The following is a 24,933-nucleotide window of genomic DNA, read 5'->3' as shown; positions in this document are numbered from 1 at the left end:
CTGACGCTGACCGAAAGTGTTTAGCGCCCACTAAGGCTGGCGGTGGTTGCGGATGCGCGGGCGTCCCAGCAGAGTCCAGCTGACCGGCGAAACCAGGATTGGAAACAGTTTCCGGCAACTCCGCCGTCAGCGCGACAGCCGCAAGCACGGGCGCAGACGGTGAACCTGACCCGAAAGCAAGCGCGGGGGCGATGGACTTCGCCGCCGCGCGCTGTGCGAACGCGACGATCACTTCACCCGCCCGCCCAACCCTTCGGCTTCGCTCAGGGCAGGCTTTTGGCGGAAGAGTTGTTTGCGGTTCGCCGCTTCACTTACCTTTGAAAAGTGCTCGCCCCTCACGAAATTTCGCCGGAGACCGCCCAACGCCGGAGCTCAGCGGCAGCGGCGGGGCCGGCGCGAGAAACCTGAAAAGTAGATTTGATTGCAGGCACACGACAGCTTCCCGTTCAGCGGCGTAGCCGCTGTCCGCTGCAGCGACTTGTTGGGCGGCCCATTGCTTGCCATTTTAACTTTGATCTACCCCGAACTTTTCTAGCCACCAATTCCAATACTTGGCGGTAAGCTTCGGGAAGTGTGCTAGCATTTCATGCTCTTCGCGATGCTCCCCCTGTAACTCTGGGAGCTCTCTAGGCGTGGGAGGCATTTCTTGTCCAGTCGCTCGCTCGTAAGCATTGAAACTAACACCCAATAGAGTTGGAAAGACATTTGCTTCACCGACTTCAACTACATCTACAAGGCTTTCTGGATCGGCAAGAGCTTTGTCGTAAGTTTCCTTTCCTCGTCCAATAAGCCACTCGCGAAAACTCATAAAACCATCATCACTACATCCACAACCTATAACATAGGCCGCATCCCATAAATCGGCAATGTAGGCTTTGTCCATGACATCATTACAGATATTATGGAACATCAGAATATCATTTTGGGACAAGAGCGCTAATTCATCAATTAGTAGATCAGATTGTTTCTGTGGGTCGCCACCGGTGGCTTCACGTGTCTTGTCAATCAATTCCCAAAATGCTGTTGTATCCATGACGCATGCTCCAGTCTGAGCCGCCCAACGGCCAGCGTCAGTTGCGTTGCGGAGCGCAGCGGAGCAACGTCAACTGCACGCGGGGTTGGGCGCGCCTCTGGCATTAAGGAGAGATTAGCCTTCCCGCATGAGATAGTGCTCGCGCACATTCTTCAGCCATTTCTCTCACAATTTCACTGGCAGGTTGAAGCCGAGATACAAGACCAACGCCTTGACCAGCATAAAGAGCCATTTCTTCTACCTGCCCAGTCATTCCAGACATGGGTGGAGTTGACGAGTAACGGAAGACTGAGTCACCATCCGGCCACGATGCAACGATTTCTTCTTCATTAGGGCGTTGTCCACGTGGTGGCATTCCTGCGGCTTCCAATTGAGTAACAGTGTCATTGCGTAGCGTTCGACTTGAGGCATTGGGCCAATCTCTGTCAAATAATGTTCCCATAATCGTGTCGGTTTCCTTGGCCAAAATGATTCTGTCTTTATAGTGTGAATGAGCCATAGCTTCTTCACTGGCCAAAAAGCGTGTGCCGACCCACACACCCACCGCACCCAACATGAGAGCGGCGGCGAAGCCTCGGCCATCAGCGATACCGCCCGCGGCGACTACAGGTTTCGGAGCCACAGCATCTGCCACGCGCGGGACAAGAGGTAGTGTCGCCACAGTTCCCCAGACATGCCCGCCCGCTTCCCAACCTTGAGCCACCAGAATATCGACTCCTGCTTGACTAACACGATGGGCTTCTTCAGCACTTCCAACAGTTTGCAGCACGAGCGCGTCAGCCTCGTGAACGCTTGCCACATAAGGCGATGGGTCTCCCCAAAAGAAGGAGATGATTTTCACACCCTCATCGAAACAAACTCTCAACCGCTCCTCTTGTGAGTCGTTCAGAACTAAATTGACTCCGAAGGGTCGGTCAGTCAAGGCCCGGGCTTCGTGGATAACCTGCCGTATTTCGTCAAGACCCCGCCAACCAACTGATAGCATCCCTAATCCACCCGCATTTGATACGGCGGCCGCCAAAGCTGGGCTAGCAATGTGACCTATCGGAGCTTGGATAAGAGGGATATCTATATTCAGTAGCGAAGTGAGGGGAGTATTGAACTTATGCATTATCATCCTCCGTATTTACACTGCTCCACAGTAATTGAAGCGCCCAACGGTCGGGTTCAGGCGCGTTGCGGAGCGTAGCGGAGCAACGTCGCCTGCAACCCGGTGTTAGCCTGCGCCCTTTGCCTTGTTACTTTGCCTGAACTGGTGGACATGGATACAACTCAACCTTCACTTTATGCGGCGGCTTAACGAGCGGCACAATGGCTGGCGCGAAAGTCCACTCGCGTGCAAGCGTATAGGTACTGAGTTCGTCAACCTCAACAACCCAATCCTCTTTTGAACGAATCTTCTGTTCACCAGAAGTTATGCCCCTCTGCATGTCAACTACTTTGAACTCAACATATGGGCATATTTTGCCAGCCCGTCCTTTATTTTCAATCACGAATTCAACCCGCACAACAACACTATTGGATGTGATGTTCACCGTCGGTTCTTTCACTTCCTTGATTGTAACCGTGGTGTCTGGCAATTCAGTCCTTGGTTTGTTAGTGGAGGCCAGATTGAAAATATCACGTAGCATTTCGTCCATTTCTGGTAGTCCAGCCGTGTCGGGTTTTTCTACTGGAATGGACTCTTGCTCTAGAATGTCACCAGATTTGTCAATTGTAAGTTTCAGTCTCTCTATAAGAGCGGGATGACGGTGGTATCCGCGTAAACTGATTCTTTCGGTCAATATCGCTAGATTCAATGTTCCTCGCCCCCGCGAGCCTTGAAAACTTTCAACCTTTATGCTCTCACTACCGTGTTCCCATTCGTAGTTGGGTCTCTGCGACCTAATCCACTCAATGGCTTTTTCTTGGGCAGTCGCCCAATCCCGGCTTAACTGTGAGTGACCTCCCCTCCTATTCCTCAGTGGCTGAACAATCCAATACTCAATTGCAAGACCAACTACTACCACTATTACAGGGCCAATAAAGACTCCCCATAGATTTTTGTAGAGGTCAGGCCAAAATAAGAGGAGACAAGCAAGCGTGCCTAGTGCGACAAGTACGAGGATGCCGTACCTGCTCATGAAATTGTAAGTCTTGCGATACAACCGTTCTATATCGAAGTCGTCGCTCATAGGATAAAGAGTTACAACTGGCGCGGCACTTACTGGGAAAAGTACCGCTGGATTTATGGATCCGCCGCGATTGCAACAAGCAGGCTAACGATGCGCGTCAGGCGATTTGCGAAGCGGAGCGGAGCAAATTCGCCTGCACGCGCGGGTTAGCCGCGTATCATGACAGACTGAATCGTTCGCATCATAGCCCGTGGCGATTTAGTTCATCGTCAACTGCATTGCGCACCGTTTGCTTTAGATGGCTTCTTTCTGCCTCTTTGGCCATCCCGGCTAAAGCCCCTGCCGCTACTATCCCAGCTACAGCAAGGCCCTTCTTTAGTTCTTCTGCTCGTTTTTCGGATCTCCATTCTTGAAAAAACTCAGCAAAACCTGGTTTGCTCTTGCTTACCTCATGGGCCTTTTCTTGCTCTATACGACGTGTCTTGAAATACTGTGCTATGCTTCCAATAAGAGGCCCGCAGATACCTAATGCACAAGAGCCGTAGGCTATAGACATCAATAACATTCCGATTGATCCGAGGGCCGGATTGTGCGATGTTTGCAAATTTTCTGCAATTGAAGACATAACGGGATATAACACAATAGTAGGCAGACACCCAACAACAATGCTACCAATTAATGTTAGAGGGACGAGGGGGAAGTAAGCTGCTTTTATAGAATCCTTCCGAACACGTTCCGCAATTTGTACATACTCTTTAACTACTTCATCTTGTGCCCGACGTTTAACACAATCAGCGCAGAACTTATCAGCTGAATGAGTGGCACAGTAATATTGGCCACAAGACCGGTTATATCCGCCGCATTGCCCAATCACAGGATTGGGGCAACCCCGTACCGCACAAGCAACATTAAGATTGGTAACCACGCCGAACTCCTTTCACATATAGGTGTTGGAATATTGTCGCGATTTTGCGCAGGCGGCTAACGAAAGCATCAGCGGTTTGGCGTAGCCCGAAGCGGAGCGGAGGGCGAAGCCAAATCCGCTGCATGCAGGGTTAGGGCGCACAATATCATTCTTGTTTGGGGCTGCCCGCAAAATTTACAGACATCTTCCGAATACCTTCGCTGTCTTTGGTAGCAACTACCATAGTGTCTTGTCCAAGAATCTCTGTCTTCCCCCACGCGACATGCACATCTCCAATGCACCCGCTACCCATTTCGAACTTCTCTATCTGAAATTTGCTAGGCCCCTGAATATGTATTTTTTTGATCTCACGAAGCACCGGCGGGTCGACCTTTTTCATGAACAGCGGCCTGTCCAAGTGATCTCTTGGCGGTTCCCAGTCAAGTTCAAACCACACATGGTCGTTCTGTCCCTTCTCCAGCAGGTAATCTCCCACCCGCGGTGAACTTAATAGCTTTTGGACGAGTTCGCCAATCTGACAAACCTCCTGACCCTCAATCGTGTAAATAAGATTCGTAGGCATCACAGAAACCGTTTCTTCTGCGAAGGTTTCCATAGGCAGAACTGAAACAGTGACTTTGTTTGCCGAGACAGTAACCGATTTGGCCCAGAGCGAGCTGTCAAATCCAAACAATGATTTGAAGTCAGCGGATTCGATGTCATCGAGTGAAAATGTTTGAATCCCATAAAGCCGAGCAACCTCGCGCGCTTCTGGAGTGAAGCCAGCGCGCGAGGTAAGAATGAGTGCGTTGGTAGGAAGGCGATCATGCTTCACTTTCAATTGCTCAACCCAGGTAACATCAGCGACACGCTGATGGTCGCGACACTCAACCGACACTATTACGCCTTGACCGCCGACCGAGCCTTCGATGCACACATCTACTTCGCGCATCGTTCCTGTGGCCCGATCTTCGAGCATCTTTGACTCGGTGACGATTGCGCCATCTGCAAGATTCACCCTTACCAAGTAGACAAGCCGCTGAAAATCGTTTGTTCGCTTTGGCATATTATGGCGGTTTTCTTTGTGCGCCCTAACGCCTGCGGGTTAGCCGCCCGCGTGATTATCAGACTCGCCCGAAGTGCCAGAGCGAAGCGGGTCGGCTACACCCGCTTGTTGGGCGGCTACGGATGCAAACCCGCAACCCGACGTTCCCTTGCTCATCCTCACCGTCTTTTCCTTGCTCGGTTTTTCAGCAAGTCCTCGATGTGGTAGAGCCGCCCAACCGGTCGGCGTCAGGCGCTCGCCGGAGCGCAGCGGAGGCGAGTCGCCTGCACGCCGGTGTTGGGCGAAAGACTGGCCCGACGCGGACTGGCCCCAGCCAATATTTTACAGGTCACTACCGCTTGCCTTGCAACTCCTTGATTGTCAAAGAGTCAAACTGACCCCGCCTGTACCTTGCTTTTCGCCCGACGCTGACCGAAAATCTTTTGCTGGCCGTGCGATTCGTTTGCGGAGTAAAAGTCACACTGACCCGGCTTGCACTTGGCTTGTCACCCGACGCCGACCGAAAGAGCTAACCGGCCTCTACGACTGCTAGCGAGCGGGCGGTTGCGTGGATCACGCTGGCCGGATGATAAACAGAATCCAGTTGCGTCACCGACTCGGCCAACAAACAGAATCCAGGAAGCAATCCGACCGCTGGCGGCGAACGCGCCGACCTGACTAGCTGGTAAAGGAAGCGCGGGACGTGGGCGCGGTGCTGGTCGTCGCCCGCGTGCCACGCGCTGTTTGAACGCGGCGATCACTTCACCCGCCGCCCGACCCTTCGGCTTCGCTCAGGGCAGGCTTTTGCCGAAAGACTCGTTGGCGGTTCGCCGCTTCACCTACTTTTGAAATGTGCTGACCCCTTCGGCAAGCTCAGGGCAGGCTCCTCCCGAAATACATCCTGAGCTTGTCGAAGGACTTCGCCGGAGACCGCCCAACGGTTTGCGTTAGTGGTGGTGGGGCGGGCTGAGATAATGCCTGTGAGGTAGGAAAAACTCGAAGCCAGAAAACTGCTTATAAAACGCGCAGAATCCCCACCATCCACTGCACGCTTTGTTCGGCGGCTCTATGAATGCAAATGAGTGCGACGGAGAGGCAGATTACTTCTACTGCACTTCTGCACTTCTCTTATTTTTTCCAAAACTCCCACCATTTCTTGGGTGGCAGGATTCGCAGAGAGGGCTCAAACTGATTTGTTCTGCTTGAGGTAATGGACGGACTTTCATATGCTATATAGTTATGAGTATCAAAGCATTCCTCACAAACAAGCTTCTGCGGCTTGCATAGATACCCTTGTAAGGGTGATATGGGTTGACCGCAATTTTCACAGTTCGCCTCACCATCTTGAGGGTTTCTGCCATCCCAAAACATTCGGCTTTGGGGTGAGCGCCACCAGCGAAGAGCCGCTTCTTGTGCTTTTGCCTTGTTTTCGTTCATTGTGGAATCTCCTTTCATTACACGTGAGAATGGCGGGGTTATGGGTTCTCTGCGAAGAATTGATTCATTGCTCCTGAATAACTTCGTCTTGAAGATGATATCGAATTAAGATAGTTTTCGGCTACAGAGAGGATACCAATCAATTCGTTTGGAGGTGCAAACATGGCTTCATAACCTGCTTTAAATAGCAAGGTGGTATCTCCTTTGTAAAAATGAAAACAAATGCGAAGCTTGTTGACATTTGTAAGTTTTTGTACAACAGTTTTGTCATTTGGCAAGCCAATGTTTGGGAATGTTTCAAGCCAAAACGGGTTGCTAGGATTATCCAAGATTGTTGGCTTTACAAGGAAGATGGGATAACTAGGATAATTCTTGTATCCTAATTGGATTCTTACATTACCTTGCTCAATAGCAGTGCGGAGCGCAAGTATTTCATTTTGTGAGAATGATTGTTTGGACACGAAAAGAATTTGGCTTTGATTATTTGGTGATATGCCAACAATAGTTCCCCCCATCGAAGCTTGTTCAATTCTCGATTTGGCAAAATCTGTGTCTGCTGATAAATCAGCTTCGGGAATGGCTCTGGATTGAGTTGCCTCAATGAGAGCAAAGGCTGATTGCTTTCCACTTTTTTTACCGAAGAGTTTATTGAAGATGTTCATTTGGAGTCTCCTTTCATGTCTGTTCAATTGGTTTGAGGACAAGCCGCCGAACTAATAGTAGCTGGAATTTTTCCGTACATTAGGCAAACGCTTTACACGGATTAATGTTGAGGTAAAATAGGCCCCTGAAGGGCGTTCTCCGGAATTTTTCCAGCTAAGCCCTCTCATTGGCCCGTTTTGCGGAAAGGGATTTCCGCTTTTTATCCTTGCCTTCAAGGATACTTTGCCTCTGCCCTCAACCGCAATCATTCTACTGCTTTTCCCAAAGAGCGCAACCATCCATGACAACCATCAGCCCCCAAAAGAAACCCCTCCTCGAACAAATGCGCGATGCCCTCCGCGCTCGCCATTATTCAATCCGCACCGAAACCAGTTACGTGGATTGGGCCAAGCGATTCATCCTCTTCCATCATAAGCGCCACCCAGAGACGATGGGCGCCGCCGAGATCACCGCTTTCCTCACCCATCTCGCCGTTGAACAAAACGTCGCCGCCTCCACCCAAACCCAGGCCCTCAGCGCCATCCTTTTCCTCTATCGTGAAGTCCTGCAAATGGACTTGGACGAACCGCTCAACATCGTCCGCGCCAAAAAGCCCGAACGCCTCCCCGTCGTCCTTGCCAAAGATGAAGTCCAGGCCGTCCTCCGCCGGATGTCCGGCGATCATCAACTCATGGCCAAACTCCTTTACGGCAGTGGCCTGCGCCTCATGGAATGTGTCCGTCTGCGAGTCAAAGACGTGGACTTCGCCCAACACCAGATCGTCGTTCGCGAAGGCAAAGGCATGAAAGACCGGGTCACCATGTTGCCCGACCAACTGCGCGAGCCGCTCCGGGCACAACTGGCGCGGGTGAAACAATTGCATCAGAGCGACTTGGAAAAAGGCTACGGAGCTGTCTACCTGCCCTTTGCTCTGGAGCGCAAATACCCGAACGCGCATAAAGAGTGGGCCTGGCAATATGTCTTCCCCTCCGACCGCCTCTCGCCCGACCCGCGCGCCCCTGGCGTCATCCGCCGCCACCACGTTGACGAGAGCGGTTTGCAGAAAGCGGTGAAAGACGCCGTGCGCGCCGTCGGCCTCACCAAAAACGCTACTTGCCACACGTTTCGGCACTCGTTTGCGACACACTTATTAGAGTCGGGCTACGACATCAGAACCGTGCAGGAGCTTCTCGGCCACGCCGACGTCAAGACCACCATGATCTACACCCATGTCCTCAATCGCGGCGGCCTCGCCGTCAAAAGCCCGCTCGACTAGCCGGCCTATTCATCAAACAGATACGTCGCCTCGGCGTAATACCGCACTTCCTTCGTCGCCATCTTCTTCTTCAGCCACCCGGCCAGGCGGGCGTTCTTGGCCTCCAGCGACTCGTCCGCTTTCAAATCGGCCAGCGGGTAATTGAGGCGCAGGGCGCGGCCCTGAATCAAGTGGCGGGTCAGGCCGGTGGGCATCAGTTCACCGTCGCGGGCCAGGGCCATCACTTCCACCGGTTCGTAGTTGGGAAAGATCACCAGCCCGGTCAGGTTCGGGTACAAACTGCGGGCCTCTTCGAGGTTGTCGGTCGTGGCCCGGAAGAGACCGCCCTTTTCCTTGTAAGTGTCCACCATCGCATTGAGTAAGGTGTTCTTGCCATGAATGCTGTGATCACTGGCATGAGCCGAAAACACCTTGCCGTCGGCGCGAATCGTATAAGAGATCAGGTCGCGGCGGGCCAGGCCGGCGCGGGCGTGGAGCAAGTCGCTCTCGCGAAAATCAAGGCCGTCAATCGCATCCAGCTCGGATGAAAACGTTTCAATGTCAATACCGGTCACCAGGTGATGCCAGGTGGAGAGCGTAACCTGCGGCGGCTCGTAGCGCACCAACTGCACCAGGCAATGTTTGTAACCCAAATGCATCAGCGCCGTCGTGCGGTTCGCGCCGTCCAGCACCACGTAACGCGAGTCTTGCCCTGCGACCGAAGGGAGTGTCGAAGGGTCGCCCAGTTGCGTGGCGATGGGCGGGTTCTTGAGCAGGCCCTCGGCCTCAAGCCGCCGGGCCAGCGGCGCGGTGCGTTGAACGTCGTTGTACTCGTGCTCCACCAGCAACTCGAGCGGCACGATTTGCAAATCGGGAGTTTCGGGATCGATGAGCGGGTGAAGTTGATGGGTCATGACTTTTTTGCCGCGAATTGCGCGAATGAGTGCGAATTTGATTCAAGCAATTCGCGACAATTAGCGAAATTCGCGGCTGAAATCCTTTATCGTTTCTGAGTTGCCAGATAATCCAGCAGGTCAATCTTGGTCACGATGCCCACCGGTTTTTTGTCTTCGACAACGACGGCCACCTGGCCGGTGACAAAGATGGACATAAGGGCCTCGAGCGGCGTGTCGGGTGAAATAATGGCGACTTCGGGCCGGGTGACGGCTTCCACTGATTCGTCCGGGTCATGTTTGTGTTCGGCTGTGATTAAGTGATTGAGCAGATCGATCTCGGTGACCATGCCCGCCAGCGCCTCCTGATCATCCACGATTGGCAATTGTGAGATGTCGTATTTCTTCATCAGGCCGATCACCTCGGTCATGCGGTCATTACGGTGGGCAACGTGGAGCGTCGGGGCGGCTTTGGTGGTCAACACGTCGCTGGCCCGCGCCTCGGCCCAGGCCGACTCCAAAAAGCCCATCTCGCGCATCCACTCATCGTCGAATACTTTGGAGAGGTAGCGCGAACCCGAGTCGGGCAGGATGACGACGACGAAGCGATCCGGCCCAAAGCCGCGAGCGTAGCGCAAGGCGGCGGCCACGGCCGTGCCCGACGACCCGCCGCAGAAGATACCTTCTTCTTTAACAAGGCGCCGCGTCGCCAGAAATGATTCCTTGTCGCCCACTTGAATGACCTGATACACCACCTATAGATCGAGCGCAGTCGGCAGAAAGTCTTCGCCGATACCTTCGATCTTGTACGTCTTCAAAAACGGCTCGTCGGGCACGCGGCCCAGCCGCCAGGTGTCGTAGAGCAGTGAGCCAACCGGGTCAACGCCGACGATTTTAATGGCCGGGTTCTTCGATTTGAGAAAGCGCCCCACGCCGGTGATCGTGCCGCCGGTTCCCATGCCAATCACCACGTCCGTCACCTTGCCCTCGGTCTGCTCCCAAATTTCGGGGCCGGTGGTTTGCACGTGGCTTTGCGGGTTGACTGGGTTATGATACTGATTGGCTAGAATGGAATTTGGTGTTTCGGCCACGATGCGGTTTGCCACACTGTAATACGAACGCGGGTCGCTCGGCTCGACGGCGGTGGGGGTGATAATGACTTTAGCCCCGAAGGCGCGCAGGAGCCGAATCTTCTCCATGCTCATCTTGTCGGGCATGACGCAGACAGCCTTATAGCCTTTGATGGCGCAGGCGATAGCCAGGCCGACTCCGGTGTTGCCCGACGTGGACTCAACCACCGTGCCGCCCGGCTTGAGCCGCCCGCTTTGTTCCGCCTCCTCAATCATCCCCAGCCCGATCCGGTCTTTGACCGATCCGCCGGGGTTGAAAAATTCCACTTTGGCGTACATCTTGCATTGCAGGCCTTGCGTCACCCGGTTAAGGCGGACGAGAGGCGTGTTGCCAATGGATTCCAGAATGTTGTCGTAGACGCGCAGGGCGGCGAGAGAGGTCATGTGCTTGGCTCCAGAGGGTTGAATTTTGCCGGCGAGGATAGCATAGAAATGGACAATGAACAATGAAGCAGGCAGACAAAAGTTTGTTTGACTTCGCTTCACGATCTGAATAGTATTCATGTTTGAAATACGGAACCATTCTTGCCGGGAGCGCATCTTTTTGTGCCCGGCCTTTGCCTGGGAGAATCCTGATGATCAAAAAACTTTTGCTTCCCACAGACGGCTCAGAACATGCCGAGCGCACGGTTCAATATGCCACTGAACTTGCCAAAATGAGCGGGGCAACCATTGTGGCGCTCTATGCCTTCAACCCGCCGGTCTCGCTCCGGAGTCGCGGCGCGATGATGGAAGAATTTAGAGCCTCGCTTGCGGAAGAGGCCAGAGAAATCATTGCCGAGGTTGGCGAGCGCCTGAAAGCTGAAGGTCTGCAAGTGACGGCCCTGGCCGTTGAAGGCCCGGCGGCGGAGGCCATTTTGCGCGCCACCGAAGACGAGAAGCCGGACTTGATCGTGATGGGGTCGCGCGGCAATGGCGGCCTCCCCGGCCTGCCGCTGGGTGGGGTGGCCGAGCGGGTGGTACGAATGTCGCCTGTGCCGGTGCTGGTGGTGAAGTAGAATGTCCGGGCTTTGTATCCGCATCCATCAGCGTTTTTTCTGCGAAATCTGCGTTCCGGTTTTGCCTTGAGTAGTTACAAATTCACCATCAATTCGTGTCATTCGTAAAAAGGGAGTTTAGGAATGAGAAAAGCGCGACAAGCACTTTCTGTTTTAGCGGCGGCCAGCATATTCCTCGCCGCTTGTGGCTCTGGCGAACTGCCAGATGATCCGACGGCGGTTGTAACGGCCATCTTTGCCACGGCGACAAAGGTGGCGAACTTGATTGCCACGCGCACGCCGATTCCGCCCACTCGCACCCCGGTTCCGCCGACGGCGACTCCCGTGCTTCCAACCGACACCGCCGCCCCGGCTTCCACCTCAACATTCACGCCGGTGGCCCACGACACAGCCACGCCTTTGCCGCCGCCCACTGCCATCCCTACGGTCGCGGTTCCACCGACGAACACGGCTTTGCCACCTACCGAGGCTCCGGCCGCCGGGCAACTTTGCCCGCAATGGGCGCACGACAGTTACGTGACAACTGCGCCCGACAACAAGAACTACCCAACCTGGCACCCTCAAGTTGATCCGCGTTTCGATTGTTACTTCGATCACGACCATGGCGACGATCCGACAACCAGCCTGGCCAACTCGGCCCTGCCGCCGTTCGGCTATATTGGCGCGCAAATGAACCCGCCGATGAACGAGCCGCACGCCGGTTTCAAAATTTTTGTGGTAAACAAGGGCACGACCAACGACGAGGAACGGACGGCCACAACCAGCACTCGCATCGTGGCCCACATGGGCACTGGCGGCGTCAAACGATTCGACGAGCAGTTTCACTCATTGATCTTTGATCTGGTGGCCGATGACGGCCACTACATTCACGTGCAAGGCATGGCCGACACCGGCGAGGTCGGATCGATCTGCGACCGCAACACCAACAGCAAGCAGGGCCGGACGGTGGTGATCTTGCCCGGCGCCGGCTGCGACAACAAGGATTCGCTCTACGAAATCTGGCTGTTCAAGTTGAATATCGGCGACAAAGCTCTGGTCTTGGTGTCCACTGCCGTGTTCGATCCGATCACCATCATGAATCCCGCCAATCACACCGAATTGAATTACACCGCCGACGTGTTTGCCGGCCGGGCCAACGAAGCGCCGTTCACGCCGCCATTCAATGGCTGCAATCGTGAAGGTTATAGCGGCCCGGTGTATTGGTACAACGGCGGCGGGCAGACCACCTATCATTCCGATCCGATGGGAATGATTATGGACGACGCGCCGTTGTTGCAGGAAATTTCAGCGCATAACGACATTGGAATCAAAATGAATCAGGATCAGGGGCAAATGAAGTTGCGGCGCGATTATTGCGCCCCGGGGCTGGGCTTGAAGAACTGACGTTGATCGCTACGCTCCGAAGTTGACAAGCTTCGGAGCGTTTTTTGTTTGCGCCTGCGATAAAGGACTATCGCGGGCGTTTTGTTTTAAAACGCCGTTAAAGCCTTCGGATTTAACGTGAAAAGAAATTTGGGACGCGGACACTTCGTGCGCTGATTTTCGCTGATAAAAAATAAAATCTGCGTTTATCCGCGTTTATCAGCGTTCTATAGAGGCCGTGCTTTGTTGAAACGAAGTTGTTTGCATGTTTGCATTGTGTCAAAGCACAGTGCCGTTTCCGATCCGATCGCTTTCACGAATTTGTCATCAGGTCTTTTGAGCGTGTTACAAGTGTCAAAACAGAGTCCAATGATCGCAAAAAACGGCCCGACAAGTACTCAAGGTATGTTCACTAATGGCGATACCGGCTTTAGGATGTTCGACAGTGCGACATCAATTTGATCGCAACACTGTTACAGGAGTGAATGAGATGACAAACACAAAGCGTTACTTTCGGACTTACGGTTGGGTGGCGGTGGTTGTAGTGTTCACCATGCTGGTCACAGCCTGCGCGCCGCAGGCCGGCGGCAACTCAAATGCGTTGCCCACATTGGCCTCGGTGGAGCAAACGGTGGCGGAGCAGGTTGCCGCCGCCAACGCCTCGTCGAATGGCGTGAACGTGGTTGCCGTTGAGCCTAACGTCGCCATCGCCAGCAATGGGATTGTCAGCTCTGGTGTTGTGAGCGCGCCCGTAGAAGCGGCAATTCAGCCGGTTGTCGCCACGTTGTTGCCTCCAGTAGCCAATGATCAATCGCAGATCTCAAATGCGATTCTCCCGACCAGCACGCCGGCCATTTCCATTGATGTCCAGCCGTCGGCGGCGAACGCTCCGGCCTCTCCGGTTGACGCTCAAGTGGCGGCGTCCAACCCGGCGGACACTACAGCCGTTCAGGCCCAGGAGCCGCAAAAAGTTGCAGATAGCCAGGCTCAGCCTCAAATCGTTGCCGTCGCTAATGTTGCTCCGGCGAACGCCGCCGCCGCCGTTCCGGTACAGCTCACGGCGCAACTCCCGCAACTGGCCTGGTTCTACAAACCGCCGACTGACCAGAACTACGACCAGTTGGTTGCCAACTTTGACTTTTTTATTCTGACTCACAAAGATGAAGCAGTGCGCGATTTGCTCCGGGCGAAGGGTCTCAAAGCGCCGATTTTGCAATACATCCGCTGGGATGCAATTAACGCCCCGGCCTCCTGCACGGCCACTCCGCGCGGCAACCAGGCCGCGTACAAGCCGGGCGATTTCTGCGACATCATCGCCAATCACAAAGACTGGTTCCTGTTGGACGCCAGCGGCAAGGGCATCTCGTTTGTCTCCGGCGGAGATACGTATTATCGGATGAACCCGGCCTCGGCCGGCTGGCGCGAGTTCTTCGTCACCCGGGCCAATGAAATGAAGACGCAGTTCGGCTGGGACGGGTTGTTCATGGATAGCGTTGTCAAAGGCACATCCATCACCCAGGCCGACACTGAAGCTTTCTTCGCTTACGTTCGCGCTCACTACAGCGCGCCTTTGATGGCCAACATTGGCGGCATGAAGAACGAGTTCAATGGCGCGTACGACAAGTACCTCGACGGCGTGATGCACGAAGCCTGGGTGCTTGGCTGGAACTCTGAGTATCTGCCCGTCTCCACCTGGCAAGCCCACCTCAACCACGTCGAAGCGCTGCAGGCGGCAGGCAAGTATGCCATCCTCGTGTCACGTGGCCGGAAAGACGACGCTCAGCGCCAGCAATTTACATTTGGCTCGTACTTGTTAGTTGCCAGCGGCCTGTCCTCGTTTCGTTATGCCAGCGGTGATGCTTATCGCGAAGCCTGGCTGTACCCCGGTTATCAAGCCGACCTGGGCAAGCCGCTTGGCAAACGCTATCAAGTGGGTTCCACCTGGCAGCGCGATTTTGAGAAAGTTACCGTGATTGTTGATCCGGCGGCCCACACGGCGGTCTTCAAATGGAAGAAGGCTGGCGTGACGGCCACCGCCACCAAAGCCCCCACTAAAGTGGCGACTGCAACGACAGTCTTTACGGCGACCACTGCGCCTACTTCAACTCAGGTTCCGCCGACGGCGACGATAATCCCGGCTACCTCAACGCCGGTTCCGGCGACTGAGACACCCGTGCCGCCCACCGAGACGACGGTTGCCCCGACGGCCACCACCGGCCCTGGCGCTACCGCCACCGCGGTTCCTGTTGCCGGGCAGTTGTGCCCGCCCTGGGTGCACGACCGCATCACCACCCTTGGCCCGGATGGCAAGACCTACCCGACCTGGCATCCGCAGATCGATCCTGAGTTCGGTTGCTACTTCGATCACGAGCACGGCGCTGATCCGCGGACGGCGCTGGCCGACCCGTCACTCCCGGCCTTTGGTTACATCGCGGCCTACATGAGCCACCCAATGAACGAGCCGCACGCCGGCTTCAAAGTGTTCGTCGTCAACAAAGGCACGACCAACGACGAAGGCCGGACGGCCACGACCAGCACCCGCATCGTGGCCCACATGGGCACCGGCGGCGTGGCCCGCTTCGACAACCGGTTCCACTCGCTGGAGTTTGACCTGGTAGCCGACGACGGACACTTCGTCCATGTCCAGGGTATGGCCGACACCGGCCTGGCTGGCTCGATTTGCCAACGCGACCAATTTTTGGCCGATAGCAACCCGTCCAACGACATTGGCCGGGCGGTGATGATCCTGCCTGGCCTGGGCTGCGACCAGCCTTCGGCCTACGAGATTTGGCAATTCAAGCTGAACATCGGCGACAAGGCCACCATTCTCGTAGCCGCCGCTGTGTTTGATCCAATCACGGTGATGAACCCGGCTGACATCACTCAGTTGTTGTACATGAAGGACGTGTTTGCCAGCCGGGCGAGCGAAGCGCCGTTCATGCCGCCGTTTGGGGGGTGTGACCGGGAGAGCTACAGCGGGCCGGTGTACTGGTACAACATGGGCGGCTCGACGGTGTATTACACCGACGGCGATGGACTGATGACGCCGGGCGGACCGCTTAAGCAAGAAGTGTCGGCTCACAACGACATCGGCATCAAGATGAACCAGGACCAGTCTCAGATGAAGCTCCGTGCTGACTTCTGCGCCGCCGGCATCGGTCTCAAGAACTAGAGCGGTTTCCAGGTTGCCAGACTTCCGAAGTCTTCAAGACTTCGGAAGTCTGGAACCCGTAAATCAACTCGGAATTTGCTCTAGGCCGACTCAGGACTGAGAGGAGAAAGTTATGCAACGCGTGATGATTGTTGGCGCAGGCGACTTGTTCGACGAAGGGTTGAGGCGGCTGTTATCACAAGAGCACACTGGCCTCGACGTGCTAAACGTCGCCTACGAAAGCGACGCCGGCATTCTGCGGTTGCTTCTGGAATGGCGGCCCGACACGATTGTGCTGTTTGAAGGCGGGCCGTTGACGGTGAGCCGGGTCTTTGAGTTGATCAACAGCGTTTCGGACTTGATGTTTGTGCGCGTAATTACGGCGCTCACCCGAATCAACCCGGCTGAGTTTTATGAGGAGCAACCGGTCCTGGCCGGCAATCAGGCAATTGACCGGTGAAAAAAAGACCGGCTTCCGCAGATGCGGAAGCCGGTCTTTTTTTGTTTCCTAATCCACAAAGTAACTTCGGCAGGCCTCGTCAAGCAGGGCCGGCGTTAGGCGGGGCGGGGCGCCTTCATAGTTGCAGATCGAGACGGCAGTCTTGACGATGTCGCGCGGATGCACGGATTGCAGCGCGCGTTTCGGCTCACGATACCATTTCTGCAGAAGATAAACAAAGCTGTCCTTGTCGAATGGAACGTTGTAGGCTTCGCATATCTTGACGAAAATCTGGTAGAACATTTTCTCGTCGGGACTGCTCACCTCTACTTTCATCTGGATGCGGCGCAGGAAGGCGGCATCCACCAGTTGGGCCGGGTCGAGGTTGGTGGAGAAGACAATCAGTTGGCGGAAAGGCACGTCCAGAGTCTGGCCCGTTTGCAGGCGCAGAAAGTCAATACGGCTTTCGAGCGGCACAATCCAGCGGTTGAGCAGATCCTGCGGCCTCACTTGCTGGCGGCCAAAATCGTCAATGAGGAACATGCCGCCGTTGGCCTTCAACTGCAAAGGCGCTTCGTAAAATTTGGCGACCTGATCGAAGCGCAAGTCCAATGCGTCCATTTTGAGTTCGCCGCCCACCATCACCGCCGGCCGCACAAACAGCCCCCAGCGCTTATCCACCCGGCCATACAACTGCTCAGTCTTGCCTTTTTCCACCGGGGCAGAAACATGAACGAGCGGGTCGAACACCTGGATGATCTGGCCGCCCGTTGTTAAGGCATAAGGAATCCAGATCGGGTCAGTTCCGGCGAGCAAGCCGGCAATGGCCTGGGCCACGGTGGTCTTGCCGTTGCCGGGCGGGCCGTACAAAAACAGAGACGAACCGGAGTTGATGGCCGGGCCGATCCGGCGGTGAAAGTTATCGGGCAGGATCAGGTGGCTGATGGCTTGTTTGACTTCGTCGGGCGCGACGCGGCGGGTGTTGCCGGTTTGCTGAAGGATGACCTGGTTGTAGGCTTCGATGCTCACCGGAGCCGGGCCAACATATTGCGTGCGGCCAAAAGCGTCGCGGGCGCGTTTGCCGCCCTCGTCGGTCAGCCGGTAGGTGTAGCTCAGGCGGCCCAGGGTTCCGGCCTTGGCCACTTCCACCAAATGCTCTTGTTGCATCCACGCCAGGGTCTCATCAATGACCTGGGTGTGAACGCGGATGACTTCGGCGAAGCGGCTTACGCTCACATCGCCCTCGTTGAACATCAGGCGCAGAATCAGGTCGCTGATGATAGAAGCCGGTATCCCCAGGTCGTTGACGGTCGTGGCCTGAGTCAGTGCTTTGTTGAGTTCGGTTGTGTCAGCCAAGAGGGTGTCTCCTTGTGAAAATGGTTGACGTTGGCGATTACCAGTATATGCGGAAGAAGCAGGTTTGCCAATAACCCGCGCCGGGCCGCCTGGCGGCGTTGAGATTGCGTTTGAATTGCGGAAAAGAGTGTGCTATCCTGAGAGCCGGGTTACAAAGTTCCTAAAACCGCCAATCCAGGAGGAGAGCTTCTTATGGAAATCACTGCGCGCGAGCACAAACGGGTCGTCGTCATTCGTGTTTCTGGCCGGGTGGACGCCACCACCACCGCTGAATTTGAAGCCAAAATAAAAGAATATGTTACCGGCGGTCATCCCAATTTAGTGCTGGAGCTGGACGCCGCTGATTACATCAGTAGCGCCGGGTTGCGGGTGCTCATCTCGGCTCAAAAGGCATTGAAGGCCAAAGGGGGCAAACTGGTCATGGCTCAACCGTCCGACCGGGTTAAGGAAGTGATGCAACTCGCCGGGTTGGATCCGCTGTTTCCCATCTTTCCCGACACCGAGTCGGCGGTGGGAGCAGTTTAGCCGGCGTCAACCTCCAGGTTTAAAATCAGGCCCGCCTCTCACGGTTGGGCGTTAACAGGCAATCGGCCATTTGCTGCGAACACCCTCGCTGGCGGTTTTCGGTGAGGGTGTTGTTGTTTAGTTGTCGCTTTCAATTTGAACACGGTCTGGCTTTACGCTCTGATTCTTACCCTCGCGTTGGCCACCACCAGCGCGATCATTTGGCGGCGTTTGCGCTCGCGCCGCGCCCTCGAAGCGCGCCTCTCAGAACTCTCGGTGCTGGCCGACGTGGGCCGGGCCATCCTCGGTTCTCAACTCGACCTGACGCGGCTGGCTGAACTGGTGTGCCAGCAGGCCGGGCAAATTGTTGACACCAGCATTTTCCAGCTGGGCCTCTTCGAAGGCGATCGCTATCGTTTGCTGATCTGGGTGATGGACGGCCAACGCCGGCCACCGCTCGAATTCCGCCTCACCTCCGACTCGCCCGGCATTGTGGGCTGGATACGTGAAAGCAAGCAACATCTGCTGGTGCAGGATTTTGAAAAGCAGACCGACTCGCTTCCGGCCAGGCCGCGCTACATCTCCTCCGACCCGCCCCGGTCAGCCGCTTTTGTCCCCCTCATCGTCGGCGAAACCGTCCTCGGCGTCATGGCCATTCAAAGCCGGCAACCCGGCGCTTTCTCCGAGCGCGACCTGCGCCTGCTGTCCATCATCGCCAACCATGCCGCCGCCGCCCTCGAAAACGGGCGGCTGTTGGAGCAGGCTCAGCGCCGCGCCGCGCACCTTGAACTGCTCTCCGAGGTCTCACAGCAGATCAACGCCATTCAACCTCTGCCCGCTTTGTACCGGCAGGTTGTCGATCTCATCGCCGACAAATTCAACGGCTACGAGGTCAGCTTCTTTGAGAAGAACGCCGATCGGTTGATCCTGCTGGCGACGACGAGCGCCGCTTCGCAGGGTGAGCCGCCAACATGGAAGATGGGCGACGGGCCGGTGGGTCAGGCCGCCGTGCTTCACGCCCCGGTGGTGATCCAGAACCTGCCTGAATATCCACGCGACATGATGGACGATTCGACGGCGGGCGCAGGAGCCGAGATCGCTCTGCCGATTGAAATTGACGGGCGCGTTCTGGGTGTTTTGGATGTGCAGAGTCAGGGCGGGGCGGCGTTCGACGAGGCCAGGGTGTCGGTGTTCAAATCGCTGGCCGAGCAGTTGGCTTTCGCCATTCTCGAAGCCCAGGTCTACGCCGCCGAGCGCCGCCGCTCGGAGCAACTCTCGGCCATTGCCCAGGTCTCGCGCACCGTCACCTCAACTTTAGAACTGGATGACTTGCTCGATGAAGTCCTCGACCTGATTTCCGAACGAGAATACTTTGGCTACAAGCGCGCCCACGTTTTTTTGGCGCACGATGGCCGCCTGGTGTTCCGCGCCGGGCTGGGCAAGGGCGCGGCGCGCTGGAGCGTGGAAGGGCTGGCGCACGCCCTCGACGGGCCGGGCATCATAGCTGAAGTTGGGCGCACCGGCCGGGCCGCCCTGGTTGCCGATACCGCCCTGCACCCTGAATTTACCCCCGGCCCCGGTCTTGAAGACACGCGCTCCGAAATGGCCGCGCCGATGATGATGGCCGGGCGCTTGCTGGGCGTCTTTGATGTGCAATCGGAGCAGGTTGGCGCTTTCTCGCAAGATGAATTACAAACTTTGCAAACCCTGTCGGATACGCTGGCTGTGGCCGTGCGCAATGCGCGGCTGTTCGAGGCCGAGCGCCGCCGCCGTCGCCTGGCTGAAATTCTGCGCGAAGTTTCGGTGGCCCTCACGGCGACTCTGCGTTTAGACAGCGTTTTCGATTTGATTCTCAACGGCCTGGCCCGGGTGTTGAGCTACGACGTGGCGTCCGTCCTGCTCGTCAACGAAGTGGACGAAGTGGTGTTGCGCGCCAGCCGCGGCTCGCTCCACATGATCCGGGCTTTGGGCGCAACACTGGCGGTCAAACTGTTCCCAGGCGGCGAACCTTTTCCGACCACTGTTGACTTCAGTCAAGTGGACGATCAGAACGACTATCATCGGCTGTTGTCACTGCCGGAGCCGCACGTATGTCTGGGCGCTGTACTGGCCTTGCGTGGCGAGCATCTGGGCTACCTGGTGGTGGATCGAACCGGGGCCTCTCAATTCCTGGCCGAGGAAGTTGAACTGATCGCCGCCTTTGCTTCGCAAGCGGCAGTCGCCATTGAAAATGCGCGGCTGTATAACGCCCAGCTCGAGCAGGCCTGGGTAAGCACCACGCTTTTGCAGGTGGCCGAAGCCACCGCCCGCGCCCCGGAACTGGCCGAAGTGCTCGACACGGTTGCCCAGCTTACGCCCAAACTTGTGGGCGTGGAGCAATGCGCGGTTCTGCTGGCCGAGGGCGAAGAATTTGTCCTGGCCTCTTATCATAGTTCCGAGCCAAAACTTGCAGAGGCCGAAGAGGATATGTATCGCCGCTTCACGCTTGAAGAGTGGCCGCAGTTTGCCGACATGATTGGCAGTGGCGAACCAGCCGTCATCGTCCCTGAAGACGTGGACAACCCGATGCCTGAATCGCTGCGTGACCTGTTTGAAGGCGTGACGATCCTTTTACCCATGCTGGCCAAAGGCCGAGTGCTGGGGGCGCTGGTGGTGGGCCAAACCCCGGGCGAGGTTCTATTTACGCCGCAACGCATCCGGCTGATCGGCGGCATTGCCAACCAGGCCGCGCTGGCGATTGAGACTGCCGCCCTGCATCAGTCACAACAGGAAGAAGGCTGGGTGAGCACGGCGCTGTTGCAAGTAGCTGAGGCGGTCGTGCAACAACCCACTCTGGAAGAAGGCCTGGAGACGGTCGCTCGTTTGATCCCGATGCTGGTTGGCGTCGAGAAGGTCGCCATCTTCCGCCGTAATGAAGAGACCGGAGTCTTTTATGCCAGCCAGGTGATGGGCTTAAGCCGGTCGGCGGCCTCGCAGTTCACGGGCCAGAAGGTGACGCCCGGCGACCTGGGCATAGACATCACCCGCGAGTCGGCCACCCCGGTTTTTGAGTTGACGCTGCCGGCGCCGTTGTCGAAACTGTTCGGCGCCGAAACTTGCATGGCCTGGCCGCTGTGGGCGCGCGGCGATTTGTTGGGGGCGCTGGTCGTCGAGCGCGTGACGGTGTTGGGCCGGCGCTTGAGCATCCTGAACGGCATCGCCCAGCAGTTGACGATGGCGATGGAGAATGCGCGGCTGGCGCGCGAAGTGGCTCTGCAACAACGAACCGAGCGCGAGCTGGAAGTGGCGCGAGACATCCAGTCCAGCTTCTTGCCAGAGGCCAGCCCTAAACCGCCGGGCTGGGAGGTGTGCGCCCTGTGGCAGGCCGCCCGCCAGGTGGGCGGCGATTTCTACGACTTCATCCCGTTGCCGCCGGATGACGGCCAAGAGCGTTGGGGCATTGCTATCGCCGACGTGGCCGACAAAGGAGTCCCCGCCGCGTTGTACATGGCCGTTTCGCGCACTTTGTTGCGGTCGGTGGCCATCAACCGCGTCTCACCTGCGGCAACGCTGGCGCGGCTGAATCAACTCATCATGTCAGATGCCCGTTCAGATCAATTTGTGACCGTGTTCTATGGAGTCTGGGAACCGGCGACGGGGCGCTTCACTTACGCCAACGGCGGCCACAACCCGCCGATCTGGGCCGATGGCGGCCCCAGCGCCACGCCGCTCACCGGGCGCGGGGCGGCCGTGGGCGTCTTCCCCGATATTCAATATCAAGAGCACGAAGTCCGGCTTCAACGCGGCGACACGCTTTTTTTATACACCGACGGCTTGCCCGACGCCATCAATGCCGCTCAGGAGGAGTTCGGCTTGAGCCGAGTCATTGATGTCGTCAACCAAACCTGCCACGAGTCGGCCCAGACGATGTTGCAGGTGATGGACTTGACGGTTCAAGCGCACGTGGGCGCGATGGAAGCGTTTGACGATTTGACGATGGTCGTCATCAGGCGGGCGGAGTGAGACCGGCGTATGGCTGACAACGATCTTCCTTTCGCGCGACCCGTCAAGTTTTCGGTGCCGTCACGAGCGCCCGATGTTCTTCGCCGCCACAGCCTGGTTGATTATCTCCATGAGAACATTCACCACAAGCTGGTGTTGGTGGCCGCCGCCGCCGGTTATGGCAAAACTTCGCTCCTGGCCGACTTTGCCCGCGAGGCAGAATACAAAGTGGCCTGGCTCACTTTGGATGAGTTTGATCGTGACCTGGTTACGGTGGCCTCAAACCTGGTGACCGCCCTTCGCTGGGCGTTCCCAACTTTCACCTCAACTCTCTCCGGGCTGGCCGCCGAGGCCGGGGCCAAACCGGGCGCCCTGGCTCTGGCTCTGGCCCACGAGATCGAATCCACCATTGAAGATTACTTTGTCCTGGCGTTGGATGACTTTCATTTAGTTGAAGAAGCTTCTCTCGTTTTGCAGTTCTTCGACGTGCTTCTGGCAAACCTGCCGGAGCAGGCGCATTTGCTCATCGCCGGGCGAACCATCCCGCCGTTGCAAATTGCCTCGCTGGCCGCCCGCCGGCAAATTGCCGGGTTGAGCGAAGAGCAATTACGGTTCACACCGGCAGAGGCCCAGGAGTTGGTTGAACTGCGTAATCAGGTGGTCTTGCCGGAAGCCGAAGCCGAGAAACTGGTTGCCAACACAGAAGGCTGGATTACCGGCATCTTGCTCACAACCCATCTCATGTGGCAAGGGTTAATGGCTAGCCTGATCCAGGCGCGCCAGTCTGAAAAACCTGTTTACGAGTATCTGGTGGCCGAAGTGCTCAATCATCAGCCTGAGACCCTGCGACAGTTCCTGCTGGAATCGTCCATACTGCCTGAGATGGAGCCGGCGGTGTGCAATGCCGTGCTGGGCCGGACGGATAGCGGCGAATTGCTCCAACAGGCCGAATCTCGCCGCCTGTTCATTAGCGCCGTCGGCGACGAGTTTCCTGCCTATCAATATCACCCGTTGTTCCGCGAGTTTTTGCTCGCCCGGCTTCGGGCACAGAATCCGGAGCGACTCAAAGCTTTGCAAGTAAAGGCGGCAGAATGGTTTGCGGCCAATGGCATGGTTGAGGCGGCGGTGACATTTTATGTGACGGCCGGGCAACTGAACAGGGCCGCCGACCTGGCCGACGCTAAGGCCGAGTCAATGTTCACCTCTGGCCGGCACGTCACCCTGCGGCGCTGGGCCGAGCAGTTGGCGGCTGAGGCCCAAAGCGCGCCAGAGCTTCATTTGCTGCTTTCAATTTCCGATGGCGACGCCGGGCAGTTGTCCTCTGCCGACCGGGCGCTGGCAATTGCCGAAGCCGGTTTCGCCGACCGTGGTGATGCGTTTGGCCGTGTTCGCACTCAGACCCAGCGGAGTTTGTTATTGTACCGCCGGGGCGAGTTTGAGCAGTCGCTGGCGCTGGCTCAGGCTTCTGTTCTTCAGGCGCGAGAGATGGGCCGCGTTTCCTCGGAGGCGCTGGCGCTCCGCTACGTTGGGCTGTGCCAGTTTGCCCTGAGCCGGCTGGCGGCGGCGGAAGAGTCGTTACAACAAGTAGTGAGAATGTTGCAGGCGCAGAAGAGCAGATATGATCTGGCGACGGCGCTGAATGATTTATCTTTAGTCTTGCGCGCCCAGGGCGAGACCGCTCGCGCCGCGCGGGCGCAACAACAGTCTCTGGCAATTTGGCGCGAGCTGGCCGTGCCCGGCCAGCTCGGGCTGGCTTTGAACAATGTGGGCTGGGATTTGCACATGCTGGGCCAGTACGAATCGGCGCTGGCAACCTACCGCGAAGCACTCAACTGGACACGGAAGGCGGGGAGCATTCGTTTTGAAGCCATTATTCTGGCCGGGCAGGGAGATGTCCATGCTGACCTGAGCAACTATGAAATCGCCAAAGACTTTTACCATCAGGCAATGCCTAAAGCAGAACAGGCGGAAGACTGGGACCTGATGGCTTATGTTTGCAGATGTCTTGCTCGTTTAGACCGCTTTGCCGGGAACTACTTAAGCGCCCTCGAATGGTTGCGACGGGCTTCGTTAGTTTCCGGGCAGGGCAAGGCAAAATCAGCACTGGCTAATGTTGAGAGTTTACACGGCATTGTTTTTGTTGAGATGGGCCATTTACAGGAAGGGAAAAAACTTCTGGAGCAGGTCAGCCTTGAGTTGGAGCAATCGGGTAGCCCGGTAGACCTGGCTCAAACGCTTCTCTTCCGGGCCTGCGCGGAATTTCGAGCCGGCGATCTAGAAGCGTCTGCGAACTTTACGGCGCAAGCTTTGAAAATGGCCGAGCAGGTGGGATACGACCAGATGCTGGTGAGTGAGGCGTTGGCGGCGCAGGATTTGCTTGAGGCATTATCAAGCCGACCTGACGTTGGCCCGCGCGCTTCAGGCTTATTGGCTCGGGCTCGGGCGATAAAGTCGTTCAGCCTACAGCGGCCTTCCTCAGATGAATCTTCCTCGGCGTTGCCACAACCCGCCATACTTCAAATTCGATCTCTGGGGCAGAGTCGGGTGTTGAAGGAAGGCGAAGAAATTTCGAAAACGGCGTGGGGTTCGCAAAAAGTTCGCGAGGTCCTCTTCTTCCTGGTGGATCAAGCTCCCGTTGCTCGCGATCGCGTTCTTGAAACTTTTTGGCCCGAAAAACCGGCAACCCGGG

At 56.6% G+C, this 24,933-nt stretch carries 17 protein-coding genes and 1 pseudogene; 8 read left to right on the top strand and 10 right to left on the bottom strand.

Annotation, left to right across the window (positions count from 1 at the left end):
- Positions 1–505: 505 nt before the first annotated feature.
- From HYZ49_03030 to HYZ49_03000, 7 genes are all read right to left on the bottom strand, one after another.
- Positions 506–1,033, bottom strand: coding sequence for a DUF4240 domain-containing protein (locus tag HYZ49_03030; protein ID MBI3241247.1), 528 nt, complete (start codon positions 1,031–1,033; stop codon positions 506–508).
- A 103-nt stretch (positions 1,034–1,136) separates the two neighbouring features.
- Positions 1,137–2,144, bottom strand: a complete 1,008-nt coding sequence (locus HYZ49_03025) for a nitronate monooxygenase (protein MBI3241246.1) — start codon at positions 2,142–2,144, stop codon at positions 1,137–1,139.
- A 127-nt stretch (positions 2,145–2,271) separates the two neighbouring features.
- Positions 2,272–3,207, bottom strand: coding sequence for a hypothetical protein (locus HYZ49_03020; protein MBI3241245.1), 936 nt, complete (start codon positions 3,205–3,207; stop codon positions 2,272–2,274).
- Positions 3,208–3,388: 181 nt separating this feature from the next.
- On the bottom strand, positions 3,389–4,072 hold the full coding sequence (locus HYZ49_03015; protein ID MBI3241244.1) for a hypothetical protein: 684 nt from the start codon (positions 4,070–4,072) through the stop codon (positions 3,389–3,391).
- A gap of 145 nt (positions 4,073–4,217) precedes the next feature.
- Positions 4,218–5,117 (bottom strand): hypothetical protein, encoded by a 900-nt coding sequence (locus HYZ49_03010; GenBank protein ID MBI3241243.1) that lies wholly within the window; start codon positions 5,115–5,117, stop codon positions 4,218–4,220.
- 1,107 nt (positions 5,118–6,224) lie between these two features.
- The gene (locus tag HYZ49_03005; GenBank protein ID MBI3241242.1) at positions 6,225–6,533 is read right to left on the bottom strand and encodes a hypothetical protein; all 309 of its coding nucleotides are present in this window, start codon (positions 6,531–6,533) and stop codon (positions 6,225–6,227) included.
- Positions 6,534–6,571: 38 nt separating this feature from the next.
- Positions 6,572–7,195, bottom strand: coding sequence for a hypothetical protein (locus HYZ49_03000; protein ID MBI3241241.1), 624 nt, complete (start codon positions 7,193–7,195; stop codon positions 6,572–6,574).
- Positions 7,196–7,518: 323 nt separating this feature from the next.
- On the opposite strand from HYZ49_03000, the gene HYZ49_02995 reads away from it, so the two are divergent.
- Positions 7,519–8,451 carry an integron integrase gene (locus HYZ49_02995; protein ID MBI3241240.1) on the top strand — a complete coding sequence of 311 codons (933 nt, stop codon included), beginning with the start codon at positions 7,519–7,521 and terminating at the stop codon, positions 8,449–8,451.
- A gap of 5 nt (positions 8,452–8,456) precedes the next feature.
- Here HYZ49_02995 and HYZ49_02990 read toward each other — a convergent pair whose 3' ends face one another.
- The gene (locus HYZ49_02990) at positions 8,457–9,344 is read right to left on the bottom strand and encodes a hypothetical protein (GenBank protein MBI3241239.1); all 888 of its coding nucleotides are present in this window, start codon (positions 9,342–9,344) and stop codon (positions 8,457–8,459) included.
- 86 nt (positions 9,345–9,430) lie between these two features.
- Positions 9,431–10,819: pseudogene (locus HYZ49_02985) on the bottom strand (cystathionine beta-synthase).
- Between the two features lie 209 nt (positions 10,820–11,028).
- Here HYZ49_02985 and HYZ49_02980 point away from each other — a divergent pair.
- From HYZ49_02980 to HYZ49_02965, 4 genes are all read left to right on the top strand, one after another.
- Positions 11,029–11,451, top strand: coding sequence for a universal stress protein (locus HYZ49_02980; protein ID MBI3241238.1), 423 nt, complete (start codon positions 11,029–11,031; stop codon positions 11,449–11,451).
- 123 nt (positions 11,452–11,574) lie between these two features.
- Entirely contained in the window at positions 11,575–12,834 is a 1,260-nt protein-coding gene (locus HYZ49_02975; protein MBI3241237.1) for a hypothetical protein, read from the top strand.
- Positions 12,835–13,303: 469 nt separating this feature from the next.
- Positions 13,304–15,985 carry a hypothetical protein gene (locus HYZ49_02970; GenBank protein ID MBI3241236.1) on the top strand — a complete coding sequence of 894 codons (2,682 nt, stop codon included), beginning with the start codon at positions 13,304–13,306 and terminating at the stop codon, positions 15,983–15,985.
- Positions 15,986–16,097: 112 nt separating this feature from the next.
- The gene (locus HYZ49_02965) at positions 16,098–16,424 is read left to right on the top strand and encodes a hypothetical protein (protein ID MBI3241235.1); all 327 of its coding nucleotides are present in this window, start codon (positions 16,098–16,100) and stop codon (positions 16,422–16,424) included.
- Between the two features lie 48 nt (positions 16,425–16,472).
- Here HYZ49_02965 and HYZ49_02960 read toward each other — a convergent pair whose 3' ends face one another.
- A complete protein-coding gene (locus HYZ49_02960) occupies positions 16,473–17,759 on the bottom strand; it encodes an ATP-binding protein (GenBank protein ID MBI3241234.1) in 1,287 nt (428 codons plus the stop codon).
- Positions 17,760–17,951: 192 nt separating this feature from the next.
- Between HYZ49_02960 and HYZ49_02955 the strand changes: the two genes are divergently transcribed.
- From HYZ49_02955 to HYZ49_02945, 3 genes are all read left to right on the top strand, one after another.
- Entirely contained in the window at positions 17,952–18,284 is a 333-nt protein-coding gene (locus HYZ49_02955) for an STAS domain-containing protein (protein ID MBI3241233.1), read from the top strand.
- 135 nt (positions 18,285–18,419) lie between these two features.
- Positions 18,420–22,265 (top strand): GAF domain-containing protein, encoded by a 3,846-nt coding sequence (locus tag HYZ49_02950; protein MBI3241232.1) that lies wholly within the window; start codon positions 18,420–18,422, stop codon positions 22,263–22,265.
- A 9-nt stretch (positions 22,266–22,274) separates the two neighbouring features.
- On the top strand, positions 22,275–24,933 hold a 2,659-nt coding region (locus HYZ49_02945), incomplete at its 3' end, for a tetratricopeptide repeat protein (protein MBI3241231.1).

This window comes from Chloroflexota bacterium, from assembly GCA_016197225.1.
Taxonomy (GTDB): Bacteria; Chloroflexota; Anaerolineae; order Anaerolineales; family VGOW01; genus VGOW01.
The sequence above is the reverse complement of the archived record's forward strand: the minus strand, read 5'-3'. Positions and strand labels throughout refer to the sequence as shown.

Bases quoted from the DNA above. Each gene is read 5' to 3' on its own strand.
- HYZ49_03020 (MBI3241245.1), bottom strand. From the start codon at position 3,207: ATGAGCGACGACTTCGATATAGAACGGTTGTATCGCAAGACTTACAAT.
- HYZ49_02970 (MBI3241236.1), top strand. From the start codon at position 13,304: ATGACAAACACAAAGCGTTACTTTCGGACTTACGGTTGGGTGGCGGTG.
- HYZ49_02975 (MBI3241237.1), top strand. From the start codon at position 11,575: ATGAGAAAAGCGCGACAAGCACTTTCTGTTTTAGCGGCGGCCAGCATA.
- HYZ49_02990 (MBI3241239.1), bottom strand. From the start codon at position 9,344: ATGACCCATCAACTTCACCCGCTCATCGATCCCGAAACTCCCGATTTG.
- HYZ49_02955 (MBI3241233.1), top strand. From the start codon at position 17,952: ATGGAAATCACTGCGCGCGAGCACAAACGGGTCGTCGTCATTCGTGTT.
- HYZ49_02980 (MBI3241238.1), top strand. From the start codon at position 11,029: ATGATCAAAAAACTTTTGCTTCCCACAGACGGCTCAGAACATGCCGAG.
- HYZ49_02995 (MBI3241240.1), top strand. From the start codon at position 7,519: ATGCGCGATGCCCTCCGCGCTCGCCATTATTCAATCCGCACCGAAACC.
- HYZ49_03030 (MBI3241247.1), bottom strand. From the start codon at position 1,033: ATGGATACAACAGCATTTTGGGAATTGATTGACAAGACACGTGAAGCC.
- HYZ49_02965 (MBI3241235.1), top strand. From the start codon at position 16,098: ATGCAACGCGTGATGATTGTTGGCGCAGGCGACTTGTTCGACGAAGGG.
- HYZ49_03000 (MBI3241241.1), bottom strand. From the start codon at position 7,195: ATGAACATCTTCAATAAACTCTTCGGTAAAAAAAGTGGAAAGCAATCA.
- HYZ49_03025 (MBI3241246.1), bottom strand. From the start codon at position 2,144: ATGCATAAGTTCAATACTCCCCTCACTTCGCTACTGAATATAGATATC.
- HYZ49_03005 (MBI3241242.1), bottom strand. From the start codon at position 6,533: ATGAACGAAAACAAGGCAAAAGCACAAGAAGCGGCTCTTCGCTGGTGG.
- HYZ49_03010 (MBI3241243.1), bottom strand. From the start codon at position 5,117: ATGCCAAAGCGAACAAACGATTTTCAGCGGCTTGTCTACTTGGTAAGG.